Origin of the sequence: Nocardia sp. NPDC057455, assembly GCF_042802775.1 — a bacterium.
Classification (GTDB): domain Bacteria; phylum Actinomycetota; class Actinomycetes; order Mycobacteriales; family Mycobacteriaceae; genus Nocardia.
Map to the genome: position 1 here is coordinate 41,615 of NZ_JBHVDM010000007.1, position 20,440 is coordinate 62,054.

Annotated in this window: 21 protein-coding genes and 1 tRNA gene; 13 read left to right on the top strand and 9 right to left on the bottom strand. The window is 67.3% G+C overall.

Going from position 1 to position 20,440, the window contains the following annotated elements; all coding sequences use genetic code 11:
- Positions 1–20: 20 nt before the first annotated feature.
- On the top strand, positions 21–1,802 hold the full coding sequence (locus ACFU5M_RS04435) for an SDR family oxidoreductase (protein ID WP_379043540.1): 1,782 nt from the start codon (positions 21–23) through the stop codon (positions 1,800–1,802).
- Here ACFU5M_RS04435 and ACFU5M_RS04440 read toward each other — a convergent pair whose 3' ends face one another.
- Positions 1,803–2,315, bottom strand: coding sequence for a hypothetical protein (locus ACFU5M_RS04440; protein WP_379043543.1), 513 nt, complete (start codon positions 2,313–2,315; stop codon positions 1,803–1,805).
- A gap of 315 nt (positions 2,316–2,630) precedes the next feature.
- Complete coding sequence (locus ACFU5M_RS04445; protein ID WP_379043546.1) at positions 2,631–2,792, bottom strand: hypothetical protein; 162 nt, start codon at positions 2,790–2,792, stop codon at positions 2,631–2,633.
- Between the two features lie 78 nt (positions 2,793–2,870).
- Between ACFU5M_RS04445 and ACFU5M_RS04450 the strand changes: the two genes are divergently transcribed.
- Together ACFU5M_RS04450 and ACFU5M_RS04455 are read left to right on the top strand one after the other, a co-directional pair.
- Entirely contained in the window at positions 2,871–3,866 is a 996-nt protein-coding gene (locus tag ACFU5M_RS04450; protein ID WP_379043549.1) for a zinc-binding dehydrogenase, read from the top strand.
- A gap of 64 nt (positions 3,867–3,930) precedes the next feature.
- Complete coding sequence (locus tag ACFU5M_RS04455) at positions 3,931–4,095, top strand: hypothetical protein (protein WP_379043553.1); 165 nt, start codon at positions 3,931–3,933, stop codon at positions 4,093–4,095.
- Here ACFU5M_RS04455 and ACFU5M_RS04460 read toward each other — a convergent pair.
- A complete protein-coding gene (locus ACFU5M_RS04460) occupies positions 4,080–4,529 on the bottom strand; it encodes a nitroreductase/quinone reductase family protein (RefSeq protein ID WP_379043556.1) in 450 nt (149 codons plus the stop codon). The genes ACFU5M_RS04455 and ACFU5M_RS04460 overlap by 16 nt on opposite strands.
- A gap of 246 nt (positions 4,530–4,775) precedes the next feature.
- Between ACFU5M_RS04460 and ACFU5M_RS04465 the strand changes: the two genes are divergently transcribed.
- Together ACFU5M_RS04465 and ACFU5M_RS04470 are read left to right on the top strand one after the other, a co-directional pair.
- A tRNA-Ile gene (locus tag ACFU5M_RS04465) sits at positions 4,776–4,849 on the top strand.
- A 777-nt stretch (positions 4,850–5,626) separates the two neighbouring features.
- Positions 5,627–5,944, top strand: a complete 318-nt coding sequence (locus ACFU5M_RS04470; RefSeq protein ID WP_379043559.1) for a hypothetical protein — start codon at positions 5,627–5,629, stop codon at positions 5,942–5,944.
- A gap of 121 nt (positions 5,945–6,065) precedes the next feature.
- Here ACFU5M_RS04470 and ACFU5M_RS04475 read toward each other — a convergent pair whose 3' ends face one another.
- Positions 6,066–6,956, bottom strand: a complete 891-nt coding sequence (locus ACFU5M_RS04475) for a GntR family transcriptional regulator (protein ID WP_379043562.1) — start codon at positions 6,954–6,956, stop codon at positions 6,066–6,068.
- A 20-nt stretch (positions 6,957–6,976) separates the two neighbouring features.
- Positions 6,977–8,236, bottom strand: a complete 1,260-nt coding sequence (locus tag ACFU5M_RS04480) for a carotenoid oxygenase family protein (protein WP_379043565.1) — start codon at positions 8,234–8,236, stop codon at positions 6,977–6,979.
- A gap of 246 nt (positions 8,237–8,482) precedes the next feature.
- Here ACFU5M_RS04480 and ACFU5M_RS04485 point away from each other — a divergent pair, with 246 nt between their 5' ends.
- The gene (locus ACFU5M_RS04485; RefSeq protein WP_379043568.1) at positions 8,483–8,839 is read left to right on the top strand and encodes a hypothetical protein; all 357 of its coding nucleotides are present in this window, start codon (positions 8,483–8,485) and stop codon (positions 8,837–8,839) included.
- Positions 8,840–8,863: 24 nt separating this feature from the next.
- On the opposite strand, the gene ACFU5M_RS04490 is transcribed toward ACFU5M_RS04485, so the two are convergent.
- Together ACFU5M_RS04490 and ACFU5M_RS04495 are read right to left on the bottom strand one after the other, a co-directional pair.
- Complete coding sequence (locus ACFU5M_RS04490; protein WP_379043570.1) at positions 8,864–9,088, bottom strand: DUF6374 family protein; 225 nt, start codon at positions 9,086–9,088, stop codon at positions 8,864–8,866.
- 86 nt (positions 9,089–9,174) lie between these two features.
- On the bottom strand, positions 9,175–9,981 hold the full coding sequence (locus tag ACFU5M_RS04495) for an LLM class flavin-dependent oxidoreductase (RefSeq protein WP_379043573.1): 807 nt from the start codon (positions 9,979–9,981) through the stop codon (positions 9,175–9,177).
- Positions 9,982–10,336: 355 nt separating this feature from the next.
- Between ACFU5M_RS04495 and ACFU5M_RS04500 the strand changes: the two genes are divergently transcribed.
- Genes ACFU5M_RS04500 through ACFU5M_RS04510 form a run of 3 tightly spaced genes read left to right on the top strand, consistent with a single transcriptional unit; the run spans position 10,337 to position 12,741 of the window.
- Complete coding sequence (locus tag ACFU5M_RS04500) at positions 10,337–11,281, top strand: ATP-binding cassette domain-containing protein (protein WP_379043576.1); 945 nt, start codon at positions 10,337–10,339, stop codon at positions 11,279–11,281.
- Entirely contained in the window at positions 11,278–12,039 is a 762-nt protein-coding gene (locus tag ACFU5M_RS04505) for an ABC transporter permease (RefSeq protein WP_379043578.1), read from the top strand. Before ACFU5M_RS04500 ends, ACFU5M_RS04505 begins: the two co-directional genes overlap by 4 nt.
- 57 nt (positions 12,040–12,096) lie before the next feature.
- Positions 12,097–12,741, top strand: coding sequence for a DUF4097 family beta strand repeat-containing protein (locus tag ACFU5M_RS04510; RefSeq protein ID WP_379043581.1), 645 nt, complete (start codon positions 12,097–12,099; stop codon positions 12,739–12,741).
- Positions 12,742–12,849: 108 nt separating this feature from the next.
- On the opposite strand, the gene ACFU5M_RS04515 is transcribed toward ACFU5M_RS04510, so the two are convergent.
- Complete coding sequence (locus ACFU5M_RS04515) at positions 12,850–16,023, bottom strand: BTAD domain-containing putative transcriptional regulator (protein WP_379043584.1); 3,174 nt, start codon at positions 16,021–16,023, stop codon at positions 12,850–12,852.
- Between the two features lie 547 nt (positions 16,024–16,570).
- Between ACFU5M_RS04515 and ACFU5M_RS04520 the strand changes: the two genes are divergently transcribed.
- A complete protein-coding gene (locus ACFU5M_RS04520; RefSeq protein ID WP_379043587.1) occupies positions 16,571–16,771 on the top strand; it encodes a ferredoxin in 201 nt (66 codons plus the stop codon).
- Positions 16,772–16,811: 40 nt separating this feature from the next.
- Positions 16,812–18,038: a cytochrome P450 gene (locus ACFU5M_RS04525; RefSeq protein WP_379043590.1), complete on the top strand. Its 1,227-nt coding sequence runs from the start codon at positions 16,812–16,814 to the stop codon at positions 18,036–18,038.
- A 23-nt stretch (positions 18,039–18,061) separates the two neighbouring features.
- Here ACFU5M_RS04525 and ACFU5M_RS04530 read toward each other — a convergent pair whose 3' ends face one another.
- Positions 18,062–18,703: a TetR/AcrR family transcriptional regulator gene (locus ACFU5M_RS04530; RefSeq protein WP_379043593.1), complete on the bottom strand. Its 642-nt coding sequence runs from the start codon at positions 18,701–18,703 to the stop codon at positions 18,062–18,064.
- A 75-nt stretch (positions 18,704–18,778) separates the two neighbouring features.
- On the opposite strand from ACFU5M_RS04530, the gene ACFU5M_RS04535 reads away from it, so the two are divergent.
- Together ACFU5M_RS04535 and ACFU5M_RS04540 are read left to right on the top strand one after the other, a co-directional pair.
- Complete coding sequence (locus ACFU5M_RS04535; protein WP_379043596.1) at positions 18,779–19,687, top strand: DAPG hydrolase family protein; 909 nt, start codon at positions 18,779–18,781, stop codon at positions 19,685–19,687.
- A gap of 267 nt (positions 19,688–19,954) precedes the next feature.
- The gene (locus tag ACFU5M_RS04540) at positions 19,955–20,413 is read left to right on the top strand and encodes an SRPBCC family protein (RefSeq protein ID WP_379043599.1); all 459 of its coding nucleotides are present in this window, start codon (positions 19,955–19,957) and stop codon (positions 20,411–20,413) included.
- Positions 20,414–20,440 lie beyond the last annotated feature (27 nt).

Consider the following 20,440-nt stretch of genomic DNA (forward strand, 5'->3'; position numbering starts at 1 on the left):
TCTCGAGTCGGCCAAGGAGAATGATGACCACAACCGAAATCGCCGAACTCCCCGCGATCGGACGAACCGTGCGCAGCGGCGAATTCGACCTCGCCGTCTACGAATACGGTGACCCCGCCGCGGAGACCATTGTGCTGGTGCACGGCTGGCCGGACACCCATCACCTCTGGGATGCGGTCGTGCCGCGGCTGGCCCGGCGATTCCACGTCGTCGCCTACGACACCCGCGGGCACGGGCACTCCACCCGCACCCGGCGCACTGCCGACTTCCGGCTCGATCGCCTGGCCGCGGACTTCTACGCGGTCGCCGACGCGGTGAGCCCCGATCGGCCCGTGCACGTGCTCGCCCACGACTGGGGTTCGGTGCAGGTGTGGGAAGCGGTGTGCGAGCCTCGCGCCGCCACACGGGTCGCGTCGTTCACCTCGGTGTCGGGGCCGAATCTGGACCACGTGGGCAAGTGGATGCGCAACCGGCTGGCCCGTCCGACACCGCGCAACGTATGGCAGCCGTTCACTCAGCTGCTGTCGTCGGCGTACACCTTCTTCTTCATGACCCCCGGGCTGCCGCGCGCCGCCTTCGGCCTGGTCGGAACCGAACGCCTGTGGCAGCGGGTGGTCTCGATCATGAACGAGACGGCGCCGTCGAACGTGCGCCTCGGCCCGACCTTTCGCGCCGACATCGTCGACGGCCTGTTGATCTATCGCGCGAACATCGTGCAGCGCATGCGCGCCCCGCGCGAGCGGCACACCGGGGTGCCGGTGCAGCTGATCGTCGCCGGACGAGACGTCGCCGTGCGGCCCGCGGGATTCGACGACGAACACAAGTGGACCGAGCGCCTGTGGCGGCGGGACGTACCCGCCGGGCACTGGATGCCGTTCTCGCATCCCGAACTGCTGGCCACCGCGACCACCGAACTGATCGACACGCTCGGCGGCTCGGCGGCGCCCCGGACACTGCGTCGCGCCGAGGTCGGTCGCACCGGGCGGCCGTTCGACGATCAGCTGGTGGTCATCACGGGCGCCGGCAGCGGTATCGGCCGGGCGACCGCGCTGGCTTTCGCCCGCCGCGGCGCCGAGCTCGTCGTCTCCGACATCGATCTCGCGGCGGCGAAGGAGACCGCCGAGCTGATCACCGCCGAACACGGTGTGGCGCACCACTATCCGCTCGATGTCGCCGACGAAGAGGAGATGCGCGCGCACGCCGCGGCGGTGCTGGAGAACCACGGCGTCCCGGACATCCTGATCAACAACGCCGGGATCGGCCAGGCCGGTAAATTCTTCGAGACGTCGGCGGCGGAGTTCGACCGGGTGATGCGGATCAACCTCGGCGGCGTGCTGAACGGCTGTCGCGCGTTCGGTCCGGCCATGGCCGAGCGCGGCCTCGGCGGGCACATCGTGAACCTCTCCAGCATGGCCGCCTACAGTCCGCAGCAGGGGTTCAGCGCCTATTCCACCAGCAAGTCGGCGGTGTTCATGTTCTCCGATTGCCTACGGGCCGAAGTGTCCGGACGCGGGATCTCGGTGCACACCGTCTGCCCCGGCATCGTGCACACCGACATCGTGCGGCGCACTCGATTCTCCGGTGTCAGCGCGGAGGAGGAGCGGCGCAAGCAGGAGCGTTACGACAACCTCTACCGGCGGCGGCGCTACAGCCCGGAGAAGGCGGCAGAGCGGATCGTGCGCGCCGTCGAGGGGAACCGCAGCATCGTGCCGGTGACGCCGGAAGCCCATGTGCAGTACCACTTCGGGCGGCTCGCGCCGGGCGTCGTCCGATTCCTGGCGGCGCGGGTGAAACTGACCTGATCAGGAGGCGAGGGCACGGGCGAGTTCGGCCTCCACGGCCACCACTCGCTCGGGCTCGATGCCCCATGGCTGCTCGACTCCGACCCGGCGGTCCAGATCCCACAGCACGCATTCCTCGCCCGCAACCGCCACGAACGACCACGCCACCACCGTGCGGCCGAGCTGTTCGGCCATGCTGCCGTGCGAATCGATCGGCGGCCCGGCCCCTTCCGGGAAGTGGTGCAGGAAGCGGCCGTAGGCCCGCGCGCAGAAGTCGGCGTAGCGCTTGGTGCACAGGATGAACCCGTGCCATGCCTCGTCCACCGCGTGTGACGGCATGCCGATCACCTGGTCGTCGCGCATGGCGGCGCCGCAGCACAGCAGCCACTGCCGCAATCCCTTGTCCACCAATTCCCGCGGCTGCCAAGGGCAGGTCTTGTAGACGGCCTCGGGCAGTTCCAGCGCGTCGACGGCGGCACGCACGCTCGCCAGGTCGACCTCGCGCACCGGAGGTCTACCGAACCTGAAGTTCACCACAGTTCACTGTACGTGCGCGTCGTTGGGCCGCTACCGTTCTGACATGAGCGCACTCATCCTTCTGTTCATCCTCGTGATGGTGCTGCTCCTCGTGGCGGTTCCGATCATCATCGTGGTCGTCATCATCCGCTCGCAGCGCAACCGGTACCTGCCGCCGCCACCATACGGTGGGTGGGGCGTCGGACCTCGAAGCGGCGGATATCACGAGGGGGGTTCCACAGATCCGTTCTGGGCGGCCGGCGGCGCCGGTTTGATCGGCGGATTCGACCAGCCCCACGGCGGTGGCGGCGGGCATCATCACCACGACCATCATCACCACGGCAGCAATTGCGGCGGGGGAAGCGGTAGTGGTTGCGGCGGGGGAAGTAGTTCCAGCTGTAGCGGCGGCAGCAGTTCCAGTTGCGGCGGGGGAAGCAGCTCCAGCTGCGGTGGGGGCAGTAGTTCCAGCTGCGGTGGCGGCGGTTCCTGACGCACGATTTGACCTCAACCTGACTCGAGGTTCCATGCTGATCTTCGTCGATAGACGGCAAGGAACGACGGAGGGTGTGTGTCATGCGGGCTGTGCAAGCCAGTGAGTTCGGTGGACCGGGAGTGCTCGTGGTGCGGGAGCTGCCGGATCCGGTGGCCGGGCCGGGGGAGGTGGTCGTCGACGTGGCCGCCGCGGATGTGATGTTCCTGGATACTCGACTGCGGTCCGGCTGGGGGACCGACTTCTTCGCGATCGAGCTGCCCTATGTGCCCGGTGGCGCGATCGCGGGCGTGGTGGCGTCGGTCGGTCCCGGCGTCGATCCGTCCTGGGTCGGCAAGCGAGTCTCGACGCCCACCGCGGCCAGCGGCATCGGCGGCGGCTTGCCGATCGGCGGATACGCCGAGAAAGCGCCGGCCAAGGCGGACACGCTGGTGGCTCTGCCCGAGGGGCTGACCCCGGCGCAGGCCGTCGCGCTCACCCACGACGGCAGGACGGCGTTCGCCGTGTTCGACCGCGCCGCTATCCAGCCGGGGGAATGGGTGCTGATCACCGCCGCGGCCGGTGGACTCGGCGTCTTGTTGACCCAGCTCGCCCGTGCCGCGGGCGCGAACGTCGTCGCCGCCGCACGTGGCGCGACGAAGCTGGAACTGGCCGCGCGGCTCGGCGCGACCGCGGTGGTCGACTACTCCGCGCCCGACTGGGCGGCCGAGGCGCGCGCCGCGACCGGAGGAGCGGGCGCGCACGTGGTGCTCGACGGCGCGGGCGGCACCCTCGGCGAGGCCGCGCTGACGGTAGTCGCGGACGGCGGGCGCTTCCTCGGATATGGCGCTGCCGCAGGCGAATTCGCCGCGCTGGACCGGGAGGACGCGGCGGCGCGTGGCATCACCGTCTACGGGCTGTTCGACATCACCGGTTCGGACGTCGATTGGCAAGCGCTGGCCCGGCGCGCTCAGGACGAGGTCGCGGCGGGGCGCTTGGAGGTCGTCATCGGCCAGACCTTCCCGCTCGACGAAGCCGATCGGGCGCATGCCGCCATCGAGTCCCGAGCAGCCGTGGGGCGCACTTTGTTAACAGTGTGAACAAAGCTTCGAACTGGACAATTGACGTAGTGCGAGGTCCCGGCGACGGCGCTAGGGTGCCGGGGTGGAAACTCTGCTCGTCGTCGTGATCGTCATCGTTGTCCTCGGCTTCGTCGTCGCGGTCGTGCAGTTCGCCAGCCGGCCACCGAAGGAAGCCGAGCCATGGGACGACCGTGAGGACGCCGAGGACTACGAGGACGACTGGGACGAGGACTACCGCGAGGACTGACCCTGCTCGGCCGGGGTCAGCACCACGACCGCGATAGGCCGTTTGGTCAGCTTCTGATAGGCGCTGTAGCGACCTTTGTTCACCTTGTCGACGAGCGCCCACCGGCGGGCGTACTCGGGATCATCCGGCAACGTCGCCCGGGCCCGCACCGTCAGTTTCCGCCGCCCGACCTGGATTTCGCACTCCGGTCGCGCCTTCAGATTCGCCAGCCAACCCGGCGGCCGCGGCGACCCGCCGTTGGACGCCGTGACCAGATAGTCCCCGCCGTCGCGCGCGTACGTCAGCGCCGAAGTCCGCTCCTCACCGGACCTACGCCCCACCGTCCGCAGCAACAGCGTCGGATTCCCCAGCAACAGCCGATGCCCCACCAGCCCACCGCTGTTCTCGTACACCCACTGATGCGCCTTCAGCACCTTCGTGAACAGACCGGCCATACCTGACCCTCCAGTAAGTTTCCGAAGCCTCCACCCTAATCCGGCCGACTGGTTTCCACCCCACCGGACCCGGTAGCATCCCCAACGCTCGCGGTTCCCCGCGGCATGGGGCGGTAGCTCAGTCGGTTAGAGCCGTGGACTCATAATTCACGGGAAAGTGCAGGTCAACCTATATCCGTGGGATGGATAGGGGACCGTCCGTCAGATTCGCCCCCCAAAGGATGCGCCTGGTAGGTTCATCCCGGAGCGCGGGTAGCTCAATAGGTTAGAGCCGTCGACTCATAATCGATTGGTTGCGGGTTCGAGCCCCGCCCCGCGCACAACAACCCCTCACGCCGCTTCTGAGCGGCTAGCGCACTCGCAGGTTGGGGCGCAGCGCCTCCCCGCGCCTGCTCCAGCGTTCAGAATGGCTCTTATGCCGCCCCAACCGGGCTGCCCGAGATGCCCGTACCACTTTTTCGTGATGTCGATCGACGCGTGCCCCAAGAGCACACTCCATCGAAACGCAGCCCACCATAGTCAACTGCAACCAATGAGGACCATTATGGATCTGCCACACGTCTCGAGTGGTCGCAGCATATGGCCTGGTCGCTGGTTTCGGCTACGTCAGCAACTGGCCTTGTTGTTGCCTGCCCCGGCAGGCTCCGGAAAGGCGTACTCGCTTGGGCGTGAGTACGGCGGGTGGACTGGGCGTCCGGTGCGGGGCTTGCAACGGCTGCGCTGGGTAACTCCGCCGACGTACTACACGCGCAAGGTCCCGGCCAATGACGTGGAGGCCGCGACGGATTGGCTGTTGGAATGCCGGGGGATGTGATCCGGTAGAGACAGCAGAGCCCTCGGTTGCGCTGTTCGGTAGCGCGTTCACTGATAGGACGGCGGCTCTGGCGAGGATTCATCGGTCGCGGCGAGAATTGTTCCGCCGCGGCTTCCTTGCGCGTCGGACCTCCGGCGATGACAGTTCGGGCGGGGCCGCAGCATTCACCCGCGCCCGATAGACGTCCGAGTTCCCTCCGGGCTCCAGACGAGCCAGCGGGATATCAAGAACGGCAACAGGAACGTGGGCGCTAGGATCAGGCCAACGTTCTGAGAGGAAAATGATGACCAAGTCGACGGCCTTCGCCGCTGTGCTCTCCGCGGCCGCTGCCGCTGCACTCTTCCTGCCCGCCGCACCCGCGCACGCCCAGTCACCCCAGTGCGCCAAGGCCATCGAGTTGATCAACGTCGCGATCGACACGAGCGGCGGCACCCTGGACGGCGCGACGGCGACAGCGCTGTCCGGCAGGCTGAGCGGCCTCGCGGATCTGGCCCAAGGCGCGGAGAAGGATGTCATCAGCGCCTACGCGTCCGCGCTGGTCGATGACAACGTCTCCGACCTCAACCCTTACACCGACGAGCTCAACCGCGTCTGCGCCTGACTGCGATCAGGCCTGAGGAAATACGTTGTCCTGGCCGGGATTCTCCTGGTCAGGTTTACGACATAGCGAGTTGCCAGTGCGGTACCGCGGTTTTCGGTTCACGGTTTGGCCCGGGCTCCGCTCACGTCCGCGGTCGCCGTGTCTTCGGCGGTGTCATCACGATGGTCAGGCCGTCGAGCAGCCGTTCAAGTCCGAACGTGAACAGTGAGTCCAGGTCCACCTCCGTGTTCGGTTCTGTGAGCTGGGTGATCAGCGGTCGGTCGACGGCGAGCCGGGCAGCACCCCATTGTTTGCTCGTCATTCCGGTGTCCAGTTCGGCGCCGGCTTCGGTTTCGATGTTCACTGCTGTGCCCCGCACGTAGTTGACCAGGGTGGCATAGACGTGGAGTCGGGTGGAGGAATCCAGTGCGAGGCCGTCGAAGGCGCGCAGCGTCCACAGTCCGTAGGCCATCATTGCAGGCAGGGTGGCCGGGCGGGTGATGGACACCAGCCGCGGCACCCACGGATGACGCTGGTAGACATCCCATTGCAGGTGCGCGGCCACACGCAGATGTGAGCGCCAGCCCGGAGGCGGCTCGGGGTAATCGATCTCGGCGAAGGCGGCGTCGGCGAGCAGTTGGGTGAAGTCGGACTCCACGTCGAGGTGGCGGCGCAGGGTCATCGTCGCGACGCCGAGCTCGGCCGCGACTGCCCGCAGGGATAGCGCCGCCGAACCACGGGCGTCGGCGATCTGCATCGCCGCGCGCACGATGCGCTCGCGTTCGAGTCCTTCGGTGGCGCGCGAGGGCAGCCGCCTACCAGCGACCACGGCGCCGACGCGGGAGGTGGATTCGATGGCGCCCGATTGTTTGAGCGCTGCGAGGGCTTTGGTGGCCGTGGCCATGGCGACGCCCCATTCACGCGCGATAGCCCTGGTAGTGGGAACCGGATCGCCCGGCCGTAGCTCTCCTGCGGTGATGCGCCGCTCGATCTCGGCGGCGATTCGGAGGTAGGGCGGTCGGGGATCGGTCACACCCCCCATGCTGGCACGGGTCAGTGGTCGGGCAGCCAGTTGCCGTGCAGGCCCAGCGGTACCCGCACCGGGAGGTGGATACGCGCGACGGGTTCACCGGTGAAATCCCGAGCGTCCAGGACGACCAGATCGGCGGCGTTGCGGTGCGGATCGTGTACGTAGGTGAGTAGGTACCCCTCGTCCTCGCCCGGCCCGGTGGCCGCGAACACCGCCTCGCCCACCGCTTCTTCTGCCCCGAAGGCGTGTACCTCCGTGGTCCCACGCTGAAAATCGTGTTTGACCAGCGCGTTGGTGAAGATCTCGTCCGGGGCCGCGCCCTCGGGTGCGAACGGTATGCCGTACAGGGCCGTCGCGGCGGAGTAGCCGTAGCGGTGGGGGTGCCCGGCGTAGACGTCGTTGATGCGGGGAAAGTCCTGCGGCCGGTCGTCGATACGTTGCTGATGGATCTGGCCGGTGGCGATGGTCCAGCGATCCAGGACCGGCCGGATCGCGCCCGGGTCGGCGGGGTCGAACGGACCCTGCGCGGTGATCAGGTCGACGACGATCGAATCGCCGTCGTCGTAGGCGTTGAGCGTATGACTGACATGGACGGGGTCGATATCGTGCCAGCGCACCTCACCACCCCCGCGCGGCAGGACACCCACCCGCGTGGGATGCTCCGGCAGCCAGCGGCAGTCGAACCCGTCGAAGCCAAGTGGGGTATCCCAGAGCACGACATGGTCGTCGGTGAGGGCGAAGTCGTGCAGGAACGGGGTCCGCGTCATCGGAATCGGCACGGTGTCGACCACGACACCTGCGGTATCGGTCACGATGTACTGCACGAAATCACGGCCGGGCAGGTAGGACAACGAATGCAACTCCCCGGTACGTGGGTCGTGTTTGGAGTGCGCCCCCGCGGTGAACCCCTCCGATGTGGCGCCCAGCTCGCAAAAGCCCACGGTGTTCAGCTCGTCGTCCAGCAGAGCCGGCGGCAGTCCGCCCTCCGCCATGGCGAATGTCTGCCCCGCATGGTCGATCACATGCACCATGGGTGCGAATCCCGGGACGCGCACGAAACGGTTGCGATACCACTCGGCCCGTCCGTCGCGCAGCCGCACCCCGTGCACCATGCCCTGACCCATCCCCCAGATATGCGTGCCTGGGTCCTCCACACCCACCGGATTAGGTCCGTTGCGCACATACCGGCCGCCGAGTTCGGCCGGGATACGCCCGGTCACCGGTAGGTCGTGGGCCGTGACCTCCACGTCTACGGGCGCGAAATGACCTTCTAGATACCTCATGGGAACACCGTAGGAACCGATATCTCAAAGGAGTTCTCGCAAGGCACGATTGCCTCGCTGTGTACTAGTGCAGGCCACCGCGCTGCGTAACGGCGGCTACGCCTTATCAGTGGCCGCGCTGGTCTCTGCCCGTGTCCACAAAAGGCTATTCACTATGCCGGTCTGACCCAGCAACCCGTCGAAGTCGGATAGTCGGCTGCGCATCGAACCCGGGCGACTCACCGGTCATGAACTACGGTGCGTAGGGTGAAGCCGCTGGAACGCCCGGTTCTACTCGCGTTGATCTACGCCTTCTGCTCGGTTCTTTTCGGACCGGCCATCTATCTGGGCGGCTATCTGCTCTTCACCCAAGGGCTCATGGATTATTGCGACCCCACAGCGAGCGTCGCGGAGTTCGACGCTGCGCAGGGTTTTCAGATCGCGGGCGCGGGCACCATGCTGGGGGTGGGGTGTGTCCTGTTGATCGACCTGTGGGCTCATCGTCGGCGGATCGGCCGAATTCGACTCGCTGTGAGCAGCTTTGGAATTCTCGCCATGATGTGCGGGTTCGTGCTCCTCATCCTGGTGTCCGGCCCGTCGGGGCAGGTCTGCCGGCCGGAATGACACCTCGCGGGAGATGCCGGACTGTCAGCGGTTGCCTCTCCGGTAGTCGAGGCAGGCGCGGCCGTCGGTGGTCGGGGTGCTAGGTGTGATGGCTTCGGTGTAGGCGCGCAATCCTTCGGCCAGCTTGCCTGCCATGTTCTCCAGGTGTTCGGGGCGCAAGTGCTTCCCGAAGGCGGCGGCATCGAGCAGTTGCCTGCGTACGGCGTTGATCTGCGAGTAGGCGAACTGGGTGGGCTCGAGGTCCGGCATGCTCCGGCACCCTACCTCGAGTCGAACATGTTTTCGATGCAAGCGTGGTCCGAATGTTGCGCCTCGCGTCATCCCGCGTCGTCCGGCTAACGTCCGGCGAGCTCGGCGACGACCGGAGCGAACCTGTCGGCGAAGTCGGCGCCGAAGACGAAATAGGAGAAGCCGATCTCCTCCCGTCGCCGCTGGATTTCCTCGGCGGCGGCCGCGGGGTCATCCGGAAGTACGGTCAGTGCGTCCGCCGCGCGAAGTGCGGCAGGGTCGGTGTCGGGGGGCGCCATGTGCGGCGCGACAGTGTCACCGATCACCGGCACGGCGAGCGCGAGCTCGGCATCCCCGATGGCGCGGAACTCGTGTGCCAGCCGCGCGACTTCGCTCCGAGGCTGATCTCCCAGCGCGAAGGTGACCGTGTCCGCGACCTCGGCCGCCAGCGCCCGCGCCTTCGGACCGTATACGGCCATCGCGACGGGCGTGTGACGGTCGGGGCCATCGAGATCTCGCAGCCTCGTGACGGTCTCGCGTACCTGTGCCAGCCGCTCGTTCGGCGGCGGTACGGCGGGCAGTCCCTTGTCGCGGAGTTCGTCCTCGATTCCCGGTCTGCCGGTGCCGATGCCCATCTCGAAGCGACCGTCGGTCAGCAGCGACAGCGAGTGCGCTTCCCACGCCGTCAGCCAGGCCGGGCGTAGCGGACAGGCGTACACCCACGTGCCCACGCGCAGGTCGGTCAGGGCCGCGACGGTGGCCAGCATGGGACCGGGCGCCGGTTGCATCTGCGGGAAGTCGGGCACCAGCAGCGTCGAGTAGCCGCTGTCGGCGATGCGGCGCATGCGGTCTCGCCATGTCGGCAGGTCGGTTCTGAGTGGGGCAACGACCCCGAATCGAAGCGGTCTCGTCATGCCTGGATTCCTCTCCGTGTCGGCGAGATCATCTGCCCGGCCCACCCCTGGGGAAGGTCCATGATCATCTCCTTGTCCAGAGATACCGACGACGGGCTCTCCCGAAATTCATCGGTGCGGCCGAGATCGGGTACACACTCCTGCGAACGCCGTGAACTCGGCATCACCGAGCGGTCGTGAGTGCTCTCGCCGGCCTTGTGACCAGGAAGATCCTGGCGGAAGATCGACGCAAGACAGTGGCACGCCGGTGTCCGATCTTCCTCGGTTCTCGCTGTGACCAGGGCTAACGCCGCATCAGCGGACGTGTCAGGCCGGTGTCAGGCCGGTATCAGCCATCCTGGCGACAGTTGTCCACATGAACAGCACAGCGATCGCGGCTTCCGGGTTGCGGAAGGCATACGGGGACAGGACGATCCTCGACGGCATTGATTTGAATATCGGTGCGGGGACGATTTTCTCGCTGCTCGGTCCGAATGGGGCGGGTAAGACGACGACGGTGAACGTGCTGACCACGCTGCTGAAGGCCGATGGCGGCACGGCGCGCGTGGCCGGGCACGATATCGCCACCGAGCCCAAGGCGGTGCGCGCGGCGATCGGGGTCACCGGTCAGTTCGCGGCGGTGGACGATCTGCTGACGGGGGAGGAGAACCTGCGGCTGATGGCGGATCTGCACCATCTGCGGGCCGCCGAGGGCAAGCGAGTGGTCGCCGAATTGCTGAAACGGTTCGATCTGGTGGAGTCGGCGCGCAAGCCTGCGTCCACCTATTCCGGGGGTATGCGCCGGAAGCTGGACCTGGCGATGACGCTGGTCACCAAGCCGGACATCGTCTTCCTGGACGAGCCGACGACAGGTCTGGATCCGCGCAGCCGGCGCACCATGTGGGACATCGTCCGGGAATTGACGGCCGGCGGTGTGACGATCTTCCTCACCACCCAGTACCTCGAGGAAGCCGACCAGCTTGCCGACCGGATCGCGGTGCTCGACCAGGGCCGAATCGTCGGCGAAGGCACCCCCGACGAGCTCAAGCGCCGAGTGCCCGGCAGTCACACGCGGTTCCGGTTCGCCGACGTCACGACGCTCGATGCGGCGGCGCGGATCCTTCCCGCCGCCACCCGCGACGACGAGACTCTGACCCTGCGAGTCCCGGGCACCGGTGGGACCAAATCACTGCGGGACCTGCTGGATCGGCTCGCCCAATACTCGATCGACGCCGACGAGGTCTCGGTCCACACCCCCGACCTCGACGATGTCTTCCTTTCCCTGACCGGTCACGCCACCACGGAGGCTGTCGCACCATGAGCACCATTACCGCACCGCTGGCCGATTCGTCGATCATGTTGCGTCGCAACTTCAAGCACATCGCCCGGACTCCGGTCACGATATTCAACGCGGCTTTCATGCCGGTCGTGATGATGCTGATCTTCGTGCACGTGTTCGGCGACGCGTTCGATGTCGGCGAGGACTACATCGACTACGCGACACCGGGCATGATCCTGCTGGCCATCAGTTATGGGTTGTCGGGCACCGCGGTATCGGTGAGTTCCGACATGGCGAAGGGCATCATCAACCGATTCAAGGTCATGGACGTCTCTCGTAGCGCCGTACTGACCGGCCACGTCGCGGCCACCATCCTGACCAATGTGGTGGCCATCGGGGCCGTGCTCGGTGTGGCCTTCGCGCTGGGTTTCCGGTCGCCCGCGACCGCACTCCACTGGCTCGGCGCGATCGGCATCATGGTGGCGACATCGTTCGCGGCCTCCTGGCTCACTGTCGCACTGGGCATGGCCGCGAAGACTCCGGAATCCGCGGGCATGACCGTGGTGCCGCTGATCATGCTGCCGTTCGTGAGCAGCGCGATCGTGCCCGCCGACCAGATGGGACAGGGCATCCGGCAGTTCGCGCAGTATCAGCCCTTCACACCGATCATCGAGGCATTGCGCGGGTTTGTGTCCGGCCACCCTTCCGGCGGCTACACGGCGGCCGCGCTCGCCTGGTGCGCCGGGTTCACCCTCGTCGGATACCTGTGGTCGCGGGCCACGTTCAACAAGCGCGCGTAATCGCGGTTCACGCCGCCTTTCAACAGACCAACCGATTCACACACCGAGGAGACAGCCATGCCCACATTCGAGACGCCGGAACCGATCGCCGTCACCGTCGACGTACTCTCCGGAACCGTCACCGTGATCGCCTCGGACCGCACCGACACCGTCGTCGAGGTCCGGCCCGCCGATGGGTCCAAAAAGGGTGACGTGCGCGCCGCCGAGCAAACCCAGGTCGCGTTCGCCGCGGGCACATTGACGGTGAAGACGCCGAAAGACTGGCGGACCTATACCCCGTTCGGCGGCAACCCGACGATCGAGGTGACCATCGAGGTTCCGACCGGCTCCCGGCTGAAGGGCACGGCCGCTGTGGGCCGATTGCAGGGCACCGGCGAACTCGGCGAGTGCGACCTGGAGATATCCTCCGGCGACATCACCGTCGAGCGCCCGTGCGGTTCGGTGACCGCGAGAACCGCCGAAGGAGATATCCGCATCGGCGAAGCCTCGCGCGGCGTGTTCCGGCTGGAGACATCCGTGGGCGAGCTGGAGGTGGGTATCAGCCCGGGTAGCGCGGCGCGGCTGGAAGCCAACGCCCTCTCCGGCACCGTGCAGAACCTGATGCGACCGGTCGACCGGCCGCAGGGCAAGGAGGACACCGTGGAGGTATACGCACGTAACTCCCACGGCAACATCATCATCCGGCACGCCACCGCCGCCTAGCTCATCCAGCTCCGCCAACACAACCGCACCCCAGGCCTGTCCAAGGACACCCCGGTGCGCGACACCATGTCGGGTCGTGCACCGGGGTGCGGTTGTTTTCTGCGACGTTCAACATGCGAGCGTCGTCGCGACCAGCTCACGCCAATTCTCTTGCGCACCTTCCCTCGTCGCCTCGGCGAACCGCGCTTCACCGAGGCGGCGTCGTGCTGTCTGCTCGATCCGGGCCACATCCGGTTGAGAACGATCGGGCAGTCCGCGTACTCCGGCACTCGCCGCGAGCAGGCGCACGGCCTGCTCGTCCTGGTCGTCGCGCAGCGCCAGGTCCGCGACCCCGACGAGTATCTGGGCGATGAGGGGCGCGTACCCCGCGGCGGATGCCGCCTCGAAGGCCGCGGCACGTTGTTCGCGGGCTTCGTCGAGACCGTCCGCGAGGTAGCCGAGCAGGTCGTGTGTCACCGCCCTGATGTAGACCTGCTCCGCGTCGCTGCCCAGCATGGTCGTCGCGAAGTCGATTTCCAGGTGCGCCTGCCCGGTGTCGCCGTTCCACCGGGCCAGTTGCGCCTTCGCCAGGGCGAGGCCGGCCAATGCGTTCGGCCAGGCGGACCGGTCCGCGTACCGCTGCGCCTCGGCCATGGCGGCCATGCTCGCCGCCGCGTCACCCAGCAGCCAGTACAGCTGAGCTTGCCGCGCCCGCATCAGGAGAACGTCCTCGATCGCGCCGACCTCCGTGACCACCGCGATCGCTTGGTCGAGGTGCTCGCACGCACCGGCGAACTCGCCGCGCATGGCGATTCGATTCGCCACCTCGGTCAGCGCGAACGAAATCCCCCAGCGCTCGCCGATGGCCCGGAACTCGGCGAGCGCCGTCTCGAGATACGTGTCCGCCTCCCGCCCCTCCTGGCCGAGTGCGATCCGCGCCTTGCCCAGCTGGAGCCGGGCCAGCGCCCGCACCCAGGGGTCGTCGTCGGTGAGCAGCGGTTCGAACGCGGGCAGCAACGCGTCGGGCCCCTGCAACATGCGTTCCATCGCGGCGACGAACCCCAGCAGCGGGTATCGGCCTTGGCTGCGCCGACTGAACAGGTATGCCTTGTGGATCCATTCCTCCACTTGGCGCTCGTCGGTCGGCCCGGAATTCAGGAAATGCACGATCAGTCCGTACACCCTGGCCCGGATCTCGTCGTCCACCTCGCCGGGCAGGTCGGCGGCCGCGGTGATCAGCTCCATGCCCTCGGCCTTGTGCCCGCTGAGCCACCAGTACCAACCCGCGGCCGCCGCGAGCCGCATCGCCTCGGCCGCGTCGCCGGCCGCGAGCGCGCCACGCATCGCGACGGCGATGTTGTCGTGCTCGGCCTCGAGCGTGGCGAGCCACTCCAACTGCTCGGCGCGGCGCAGGTGCGGCTCCGAGGTATCGGCGAGTCCGGTGAAGTACGCGAGATGCGCCCGGCGCGCCGGATCCGATTCCCCCGCCTCCACGAGCCGGTCCCGGGCGTACTGCTTGATCGTGTCGAGCATGCGATAGCGCGGCCCGTTGTCTCCCACGGTGAGCAGCGATTTCTCGGTGAGCGCGGTCAGCAGCTCGAGCACCTCCCATTGCTCGACAACCGTGTTCTTTCCGCCGCCCTGCCCTTCGGGGCCGCCCTGCGTGCCCGCGCAAACCTGCTCGGCGGCTTCCAGGCTCGCGCCGCCGGCGAAGACCGCGAGCCTGCGCAGAACCATCCGTTCGGCGTCGGTGAGCAGCTCCCAGCTCCAGTCGACCACCGCGCGCAACGTCCGGTGCTGCGGCAGCGCGGTACGGCTGCCGCCGGTCAGCAAGCGGAACCGATCGTCGAGGCGGTTGGCGAGTTGATCGAGGGACATGGTGCGCAGCCTGGCCGCGGCCAGTTCGATCGCCAGGGGGATCCCGTCGAGCGCCCGGCAGACGCGCGCCATGGTCGACAATGTGCGCGCATCGGCAACGAGATCCTTGCGCACCGCGCCGGCCCGATCCCGCAACAGCTGTACGGCGGGGGAGGACTCGATTTCGCTTGGGCTCGCGTTCTCGGCGGGCAACGCCAGCGGCTCGACCTGCCATAGCGCCTCACCCGTGATGCCGAGCGGTTCCCTGCTCGTCGCAAGGATCCGCAGCCGGTGGCACTCCCCGAGCAGCCGGTGCGCGAACGCCGCAGCGGACTCGATCACGTGCTCGCAGTTGTCCAGGATCAACAGCGTTTCGCGCTCGCGGATCGCGGCGATGAGCCGGTCCAGCGGTTGCGCGTTCGGTGCGCCGCCGAGCAGCGCGTCCCGCAGGCCGAGCGCGGCGAGCGCCGACTGCGACACGTCACCACTCGCGCCGACCGACGCCAGTTCCACCAGCCAGGCCCCGTCCGGTAGGTCGTCGAGCATGGTCCGTGCGGTTTCCAGGGCCAGCCTGGTCTTGCCCGAGCCACCGGGCCCGGTCAACGTGGTGAGCCGATGGTCGGCGATGAGTTCGCGCACGACGGCGACATCGGCGTATTTACCGACGAATTCGGTCAACTCGGCCCGCAGGTTCGTCTTGCGGTCGGTCTCCTTCGCTCCCACTTCGCCGCGCAGCAGCGCGACGTGCAGGGCGGAGAGTTCCGGTGAGGGGTCCACGCCCAACTCGTCGGCGAGTGCCTCCCGTGCCTGCTGGTAGACGATCAGTGCCTCGTTGCCACGACCAGCGGCGCCGAGTGCACGCATCAGCGCGATGACGAGCCGTTCCCGCACCGGATGCCGGGCCACCAGCTCGGTCAGCTCGGCGACCAGTTCCGGACCCCGGCCGAGGCGGATCTCCGCTTCGTACCGATCCTCCATGGCGGCGAGGCGCAGCCCCTCGAGCCTGCTGACCACCGCGTCGAAAGCCGCGCTGTCCTGCATGCCGACGTCCTGCATCAGCGCACCGCGCCACAGGCCGAGAGCTTCGCGCAGGAGCTGGGCCCGACGCGCGTCGTCGCCGCCGCGAGCGCGCTCGAGAAGCTGTTCGAACCGCACGGCGTCGACAGCGTGGGGTTGCACCGTCAGCCGGTATCCGCCCGCCTGCCCGTCGAGCGACCCGTCCGGCAGTACCCGGCGCAGCCGGGAGACCAGTGCCTGCAAGGCGTTCGCCGCATCGGAGGGCGGCTGCTCACCCCAAATCCAGTCGACCAGCGCCGCTTTCGAGACCGCGCGACCGGGTTCGAGCGCGAGGGCGATCAAGAGCGCCCGCAACCGGGTGCCCGGTACCTCGATCAATCCGCCGTCGTCTAGTCGGATCTCGAGCGGTCCAAGCATCCCGATCTGCACCGGCCCATTCTGCCGTGGACGATCGGCCGTCAGCGGGGCGCCCGTCCCTGGGGTGACAAGCGCTCCGATGGCCTCGACCGACAACGACCAATCCAGCGCCGCAGGAGTATGCGCCGCGGCGCGGCCGACCCGCTGCTGCGATGAACGTGTGGTGACAACGCGGCCGGGCGGCGGTGACACTTCCGGCCGGTGCCGTATGGCCGGTCACCCTCGGCACGAGCGGCGCGTGCCAGGCGATGAGCAGCGGAGTCGACCATATCGGCGTATCGACGACTCGTGTTGTGGGCGAGACGAATTCCTGTCGTCGAACGGTGTCGATGGGCGTGTCAGGCCGGTGTCAGGGCGGTATCAGCCAGGCCCGCGACAGTATCCCTGTGAATAGTTCAGCGATTGCAGGTTCTGGGTTGCGAAAGGCGTACGGGGACGAGCCAGCGCCTGCCACCCGGTTCCCGGCACTGCGCCTCGCCGTCCCGGCCGAAGAGGTACCGCCGCGTGATGGCGCACTCGTCTGCGGCATGCGCTCCCTGCCCCTCACCCGGGGTCACCGGTGGAACTGAGGGTGGACCGGGAGCGCTGCATCAGCGCAGGCATGTGCGTATGGACCGCCCCCGAAGTATTCGACCAGGACACCGGGGACGGCCGGGTGGTGCTGCTGAACCGCACACCCGCACCCGAACAGGGGCCTGTCGTCCGCGAGGCCGCCCAGGTGTGCCCGTCCGGCGCGATCACCCTCGTCCCCGGCGACTAGCCGAGTCTCCGGCACAACAACCGCAACGAAGGAAAACCCGATGACCCGAGCGATTCCCATCCCGAACGGCCTCCCCACGGAGCGCGATGCGAGCCCCTTCGACCCGCCCCGCGACATCACCCGGCTGCGCGAGACTCACCCGGTCTGCCCCTTGATCTTCCCCGACGGTCACGAGGGCTGGCTCGTCACCGGCTACGACGCGGTCCGCCGGCTCATGGCCGATAACCGGTTCAGCTCCCGCCAGGACATCGGCATTCTGCACGTGCCGTACGAGACCCCCGGCATGCCCGTCGCGACCGAGCCGTCCCCGCAGGTGCCGGGCTTGTTCGTCGCCATGGACCCGCCGGATCACACCCGGTTGCGGCGCAAGCTCACCGGCGCGTTCACCGTCAAACGCATGAAGCAGCTCGAAGAGCACATCATCGACATCACCGAACGGCAACTGGACGAGATGGCGCGTCTGACCCCGCCGGTCGACCTGGTCAAGGCGTTCGCGCTGCCGGTGCCCTCGCTGGTGATCTGCGAGTTGCTCGGCGTCCCCTACGCCGACCGGGAGAACTTCCAGGTGAACTCCGCCAAGTTCCTGATCAAGGACCAGCCGCTCGAAGAGAAGATGGCCGCGTACGGCGCGATGACCACATACCTGGCCGAACTGGTCACGCGCAAACGCGCCGAACCCGGCGAGGACATCCTGTCCGACCTGGCGCTCCATGACGACCTCACCATCGAGGAGCTGACCGGCGTCGCCTTCCTGCTGCTGCTCGCGGGCCACGAGACCACCGCCAACATGCTGGCACTGGGCACGTTCGCGCTCCTGGAGCACCCCGACCAGCTGGCGCAACTGCGCGCCGATCCCGATCTGGTGCCCGGCGCCGTCGAGGAACTCCTGCGCTACCTGTCGGTCGCCGATATCTTCTATCGCTACGCCACGGAGGACATCGAACTCGGCGGCGAGACAATCGGCAAGGGATCGACCGTCGTCGTCTCGTTGCTGGCCGCCAACCACGACCCCCAGCGCTTCGAGAATCCCGACGCCCTGGATATCCACCGCACGGCGCGCGGTCACCTGTCCTTCGGCCACGGCATCCATCAATGCCTGGGCCAGCAACTGGCCCGCATCGAGATGCGCGCCGGTTTCGCCGGACTGCTGCGCCGCTTCCCGACCCTCGAGCTCGCCATCCCCGCCGGTGAGGTGAGACTCAGGACGGACATGAACATCTACGGCGTCCACGAATTGCCGGTCACCTGGACGGAAACGGCCGGGTAAGGCCGTCGAATACCGGAAGAGTCTCAGGGCGGGGATGCGGTGGATCCCCGCCCTGAGGGCTTGTCGAGAAACTGCGTTTCGATGGTGTGTGCGGCGGCTTCGATGATGGTGCGGATGCGGGATTCCGGCAGAGCGGAGTCGGGAAAGAAGACTTGCCGGTTGACCAGTCCGTCGATGACGGTGACGCAGAGTTCGGCGGCCGTCGTGTCCACGGTGTAGCCGGCCTCGGCGTACCGGTCGCGGATCAGTTGGACGAAGGCGGCGCGTGCTGTCTCGAAGTGGCGGTGCAGTTCGTCGTTGGAGCGCGCTTCGGCGAGCAGATGATGCCTGGCGAGCACCCGGTGCCGGGCATGCGGTGCGGTCATCTCGAGGACGAAGTCCCCGGCGATGCCGGCCAGGCTCTGTGACGGCGATTCCGGGGTATCGAAATGGCGTGCGGCGACGGCCATGTCCCGGGCGAACAGTTCGTCGCAAGCCATTTCGAGCAGCCGTTGCCTGGTCGGCGCGTGGTAGTTGACCGAGCCGGACGGTAGTTGCGCGGCCGCGTCGACCCCGCGATGGGTGAGGCCGCGCGGACCGTGTTCGCCGAGCACGCGCAGCGCGGCCTCGGCGATGAGAGCGCGCCGCTGTGCCGAGTCCTGCCGCTGCCGCCTCGGTTGTGTCATGTCACGAAACCTACCGACCTCGGGTCGCGGCGAAGCGTCCTCCGATAGTCTCAACATATGTTGAGACTATCGAAAATGCCTCGTCGTCGCGCGCTCTCGATCGCGACTGCTGCCGCGGGCGCGTTCACCGTTGTGGCGACCACCGCTTTCGCTCGCGCTGAAAACCGTCAGGACAACACCCGTTATGCCGGGTATTCGCCCGGCGATCGAACCCGGCCGTACGCGCGGTTCATGGCCGAGCGCACGGCTCCAGCACAGCCTGATGTCACCGCCGCCTATGCGGCGCAGGCAACGCCGAGCGAGCGGATCCCGGCCTTTTCGTCCTTGGTGGCCGATTTGGCGCCGACGGGCTATTCGCCGATCGAAACCGGATACGGGCAAACCGATTCGGGGACCGTGTGGGTCGCGGTCCGTACCGAGATGCCGCGCGTGACGGCGGCGATGTGGGATTGGTGGTTCGGTTGGCACATGGTCGAGTCCGCGCGGTACAAGCTGTGGCATCCGGATGCGCATTTGTACAGCGAAGTGGCCGTCGACCGGCTCGGCGCACCGATGGCCGACCGGAAACGGTATGTCGGAAACATCTCGTATGTCGATGAATTCATCGGCCCGAAGCCGCAACAGCTCGCCATCGCATTCCATGATCCGGTCGCGTACGGCTTCGCTGTCCCCGACGAACACACCGTGATTCTCGGCCGCGTCGGCAGTAGCGTGGCGCCGGTAGATCTCGGCTGGTTAGCGCACCAAGTGCGGCCCATCGAAGGCGGCTGCGAAATGCGCAGCCGTTTCTATCTCGGGCTGTACGGGCTGCACGCACCCGATCCGCTGCCCACTGCCCGTGCGATCCAGCGCGGCGCCGCTGCCGACGCGCGAGATCTGCTACCCGGTCTGGATCTGGCCCGGGACCTGATGATGCACTGCGGTCAGGAGATGAACCACCTCGCGCAGTTCCTGCCGGAGTTGTATCACGAATTCAAGGGATGATCTTCCGGCCGATCGTACGTGGGGCCGTCGGATCGGCATATCGCCGAGGACGACATCCGCGAAAGTACGCAGATCCTACTTTGATACTCCCCGGTAACTGCCCTAGCTCCTAATAGCCAATTAGTAGCTGACTACCTATTTTCAACCCTGGGGAGCCGCTGACATCGACCTTCGCGCGTAGCCGCTGATTGCGGGAAAAGAACATGTTGACGGATGCGAACCGCCACGGGCAGAATCGGCCGGGTCGGAACAGGGGGTGGAGGAGTTATGCGCGTTAAAACGGATATACATTTCGACGTCGCCGTCGATCCCGCCCAGGTCTTCGATGCCGTCGCCGCGATCGAAATGCTTCCCGAATGGTCGACGTATTCGGATGCGCGCGTGGCCACTCGCGGCGAATCCGGTCGGCCACAGCGGGTTTACGTGACCGCCGACACCCCGCTCGGCAGGTCCGATCTCCAGGTGCTGGAATACGAATGGACCGAAGATCGCGTGTCCTGGCAGGTCGTGGACAGCTGTGTCGGTCTCGGTGGCGGCGGCTGGTTCGAGGTATCCGAGGATCGCACGGGCGCGCAGGTCTGGTATCACACCGAGTTGCAGTCCTCCCTGCTGCTGCCCGGCCTTCTCCTCAAGCGCAGCGTTCGGCGGGAGAGCGAGACCGTGGCGCGGAACTTCATCGAATTCGCCGAAGGCTTCACCGCGCCTCCGCAGTCGCGCGCGGTATAGCAGTCACTTATCGAACCGGTCCCGGGG

Bases quoted from the DNA above. Each gene is read 5' to 3' on its own strand.
- ACFU5M_RS04450 (WP_379043549.1), top strand. From the start codon at position 2,871: ATGCGGGCTGTGCAAGCCAGTGAGTTCGGTGGACCGGGAGTGCTCGTG.
- ACFU5M_RS04505 (WP_379043578.1), top strand. From the start codon at position 11,278: ATGAGCACCATTACCGCACCGCTGGCCGATTCGTCGATCATGTTGCGT.
- ACFU5M_RS04500 (WP_379043576.1), top strand. From the start codon at position 10,337: ATGAACAGCACAGCGATCGCGGCTTCCGGGTTGCGGAAGGCATACGGG.
- ACFU5M_RS04495 (WP_379043573.1), bottom strand. From the start codon at position 9,981: ATGACGAGACCGCTTCGATTCGGGGTCGTTGCCCCACTCAGAACCGAC.
- ACFU5M_RS04510 (WP_379043581.1), top strand. From the start codon at position 12,097: ATGCCCACATTCGAGACGCCGGAACCGATCGCCGTCACCGTCGACGTA.
- ACFU5M_RS04435 (WP_379043540.1), top strand. From the start codon at position 21: ATGATGACCACAACCGAAATCGCCGAACTCCCCGCGATCGGACGAACC.
- ACFU5M_RS04470 (WP_379043559.1), top strand. From the start codon at position 5,627: ATGACCAAGTCGACGGCCTTCGCCGCTGTGCTCTCCGCGGCCGCTGCC.
- ACFU5M_RS04540 (WP_379043599.1), top strand. From the start codon at position 19,955: ATGCGCGTTAAAACGGATATACATTTCGACGTCGCCGTCGATCCCGCC.
- ACFU5M_RS04530 (WP_379043593.1), bottom strand. From the start codon at position 18,703: ATGACACAACCGAGGCGGCAGCGGCAGGACTCGGCACAGCGGCGCGCT.
- ACFU5M_RS04525 (WP_379043590.1), top strand. From the start codon at position 16,812: ATGACCCGAGCGATTCCCATCCCGAACGGCCTCCCCACGGAGCGCGAT.
- ACFU5M_RS04460 (WP_379043556.1), bottom strand. From the start codon at position 4,529: ATGGCCGGTCTGTTCACGAAGGTGCTGAAGGCGCATCAGTGGGTGTAC.
- ACFU5M_RS04535 (WP_379043596.1), top strand. From the start codon at position 18,779: ATGCCTCGTCGTCGCGCGCTCTCGATCGCGACTGCTGCCGCGGGCGCG.
- ACFU5M_RS04490 (WP_379043570.1), bottom strand. From the start codon at position 9,088: ATGCCGGACCTCGAGCCCACCCAGTTCGCCTACTCGCAGATCAACGCC.
- ACFU5M_RS04480 (WP_379043565.1), bottom strand. From the start codon at position 8,236: ATGAGGTATCTAGAAGGTCATTTCGCGCCCGTAGACGTGGAGGTCACG.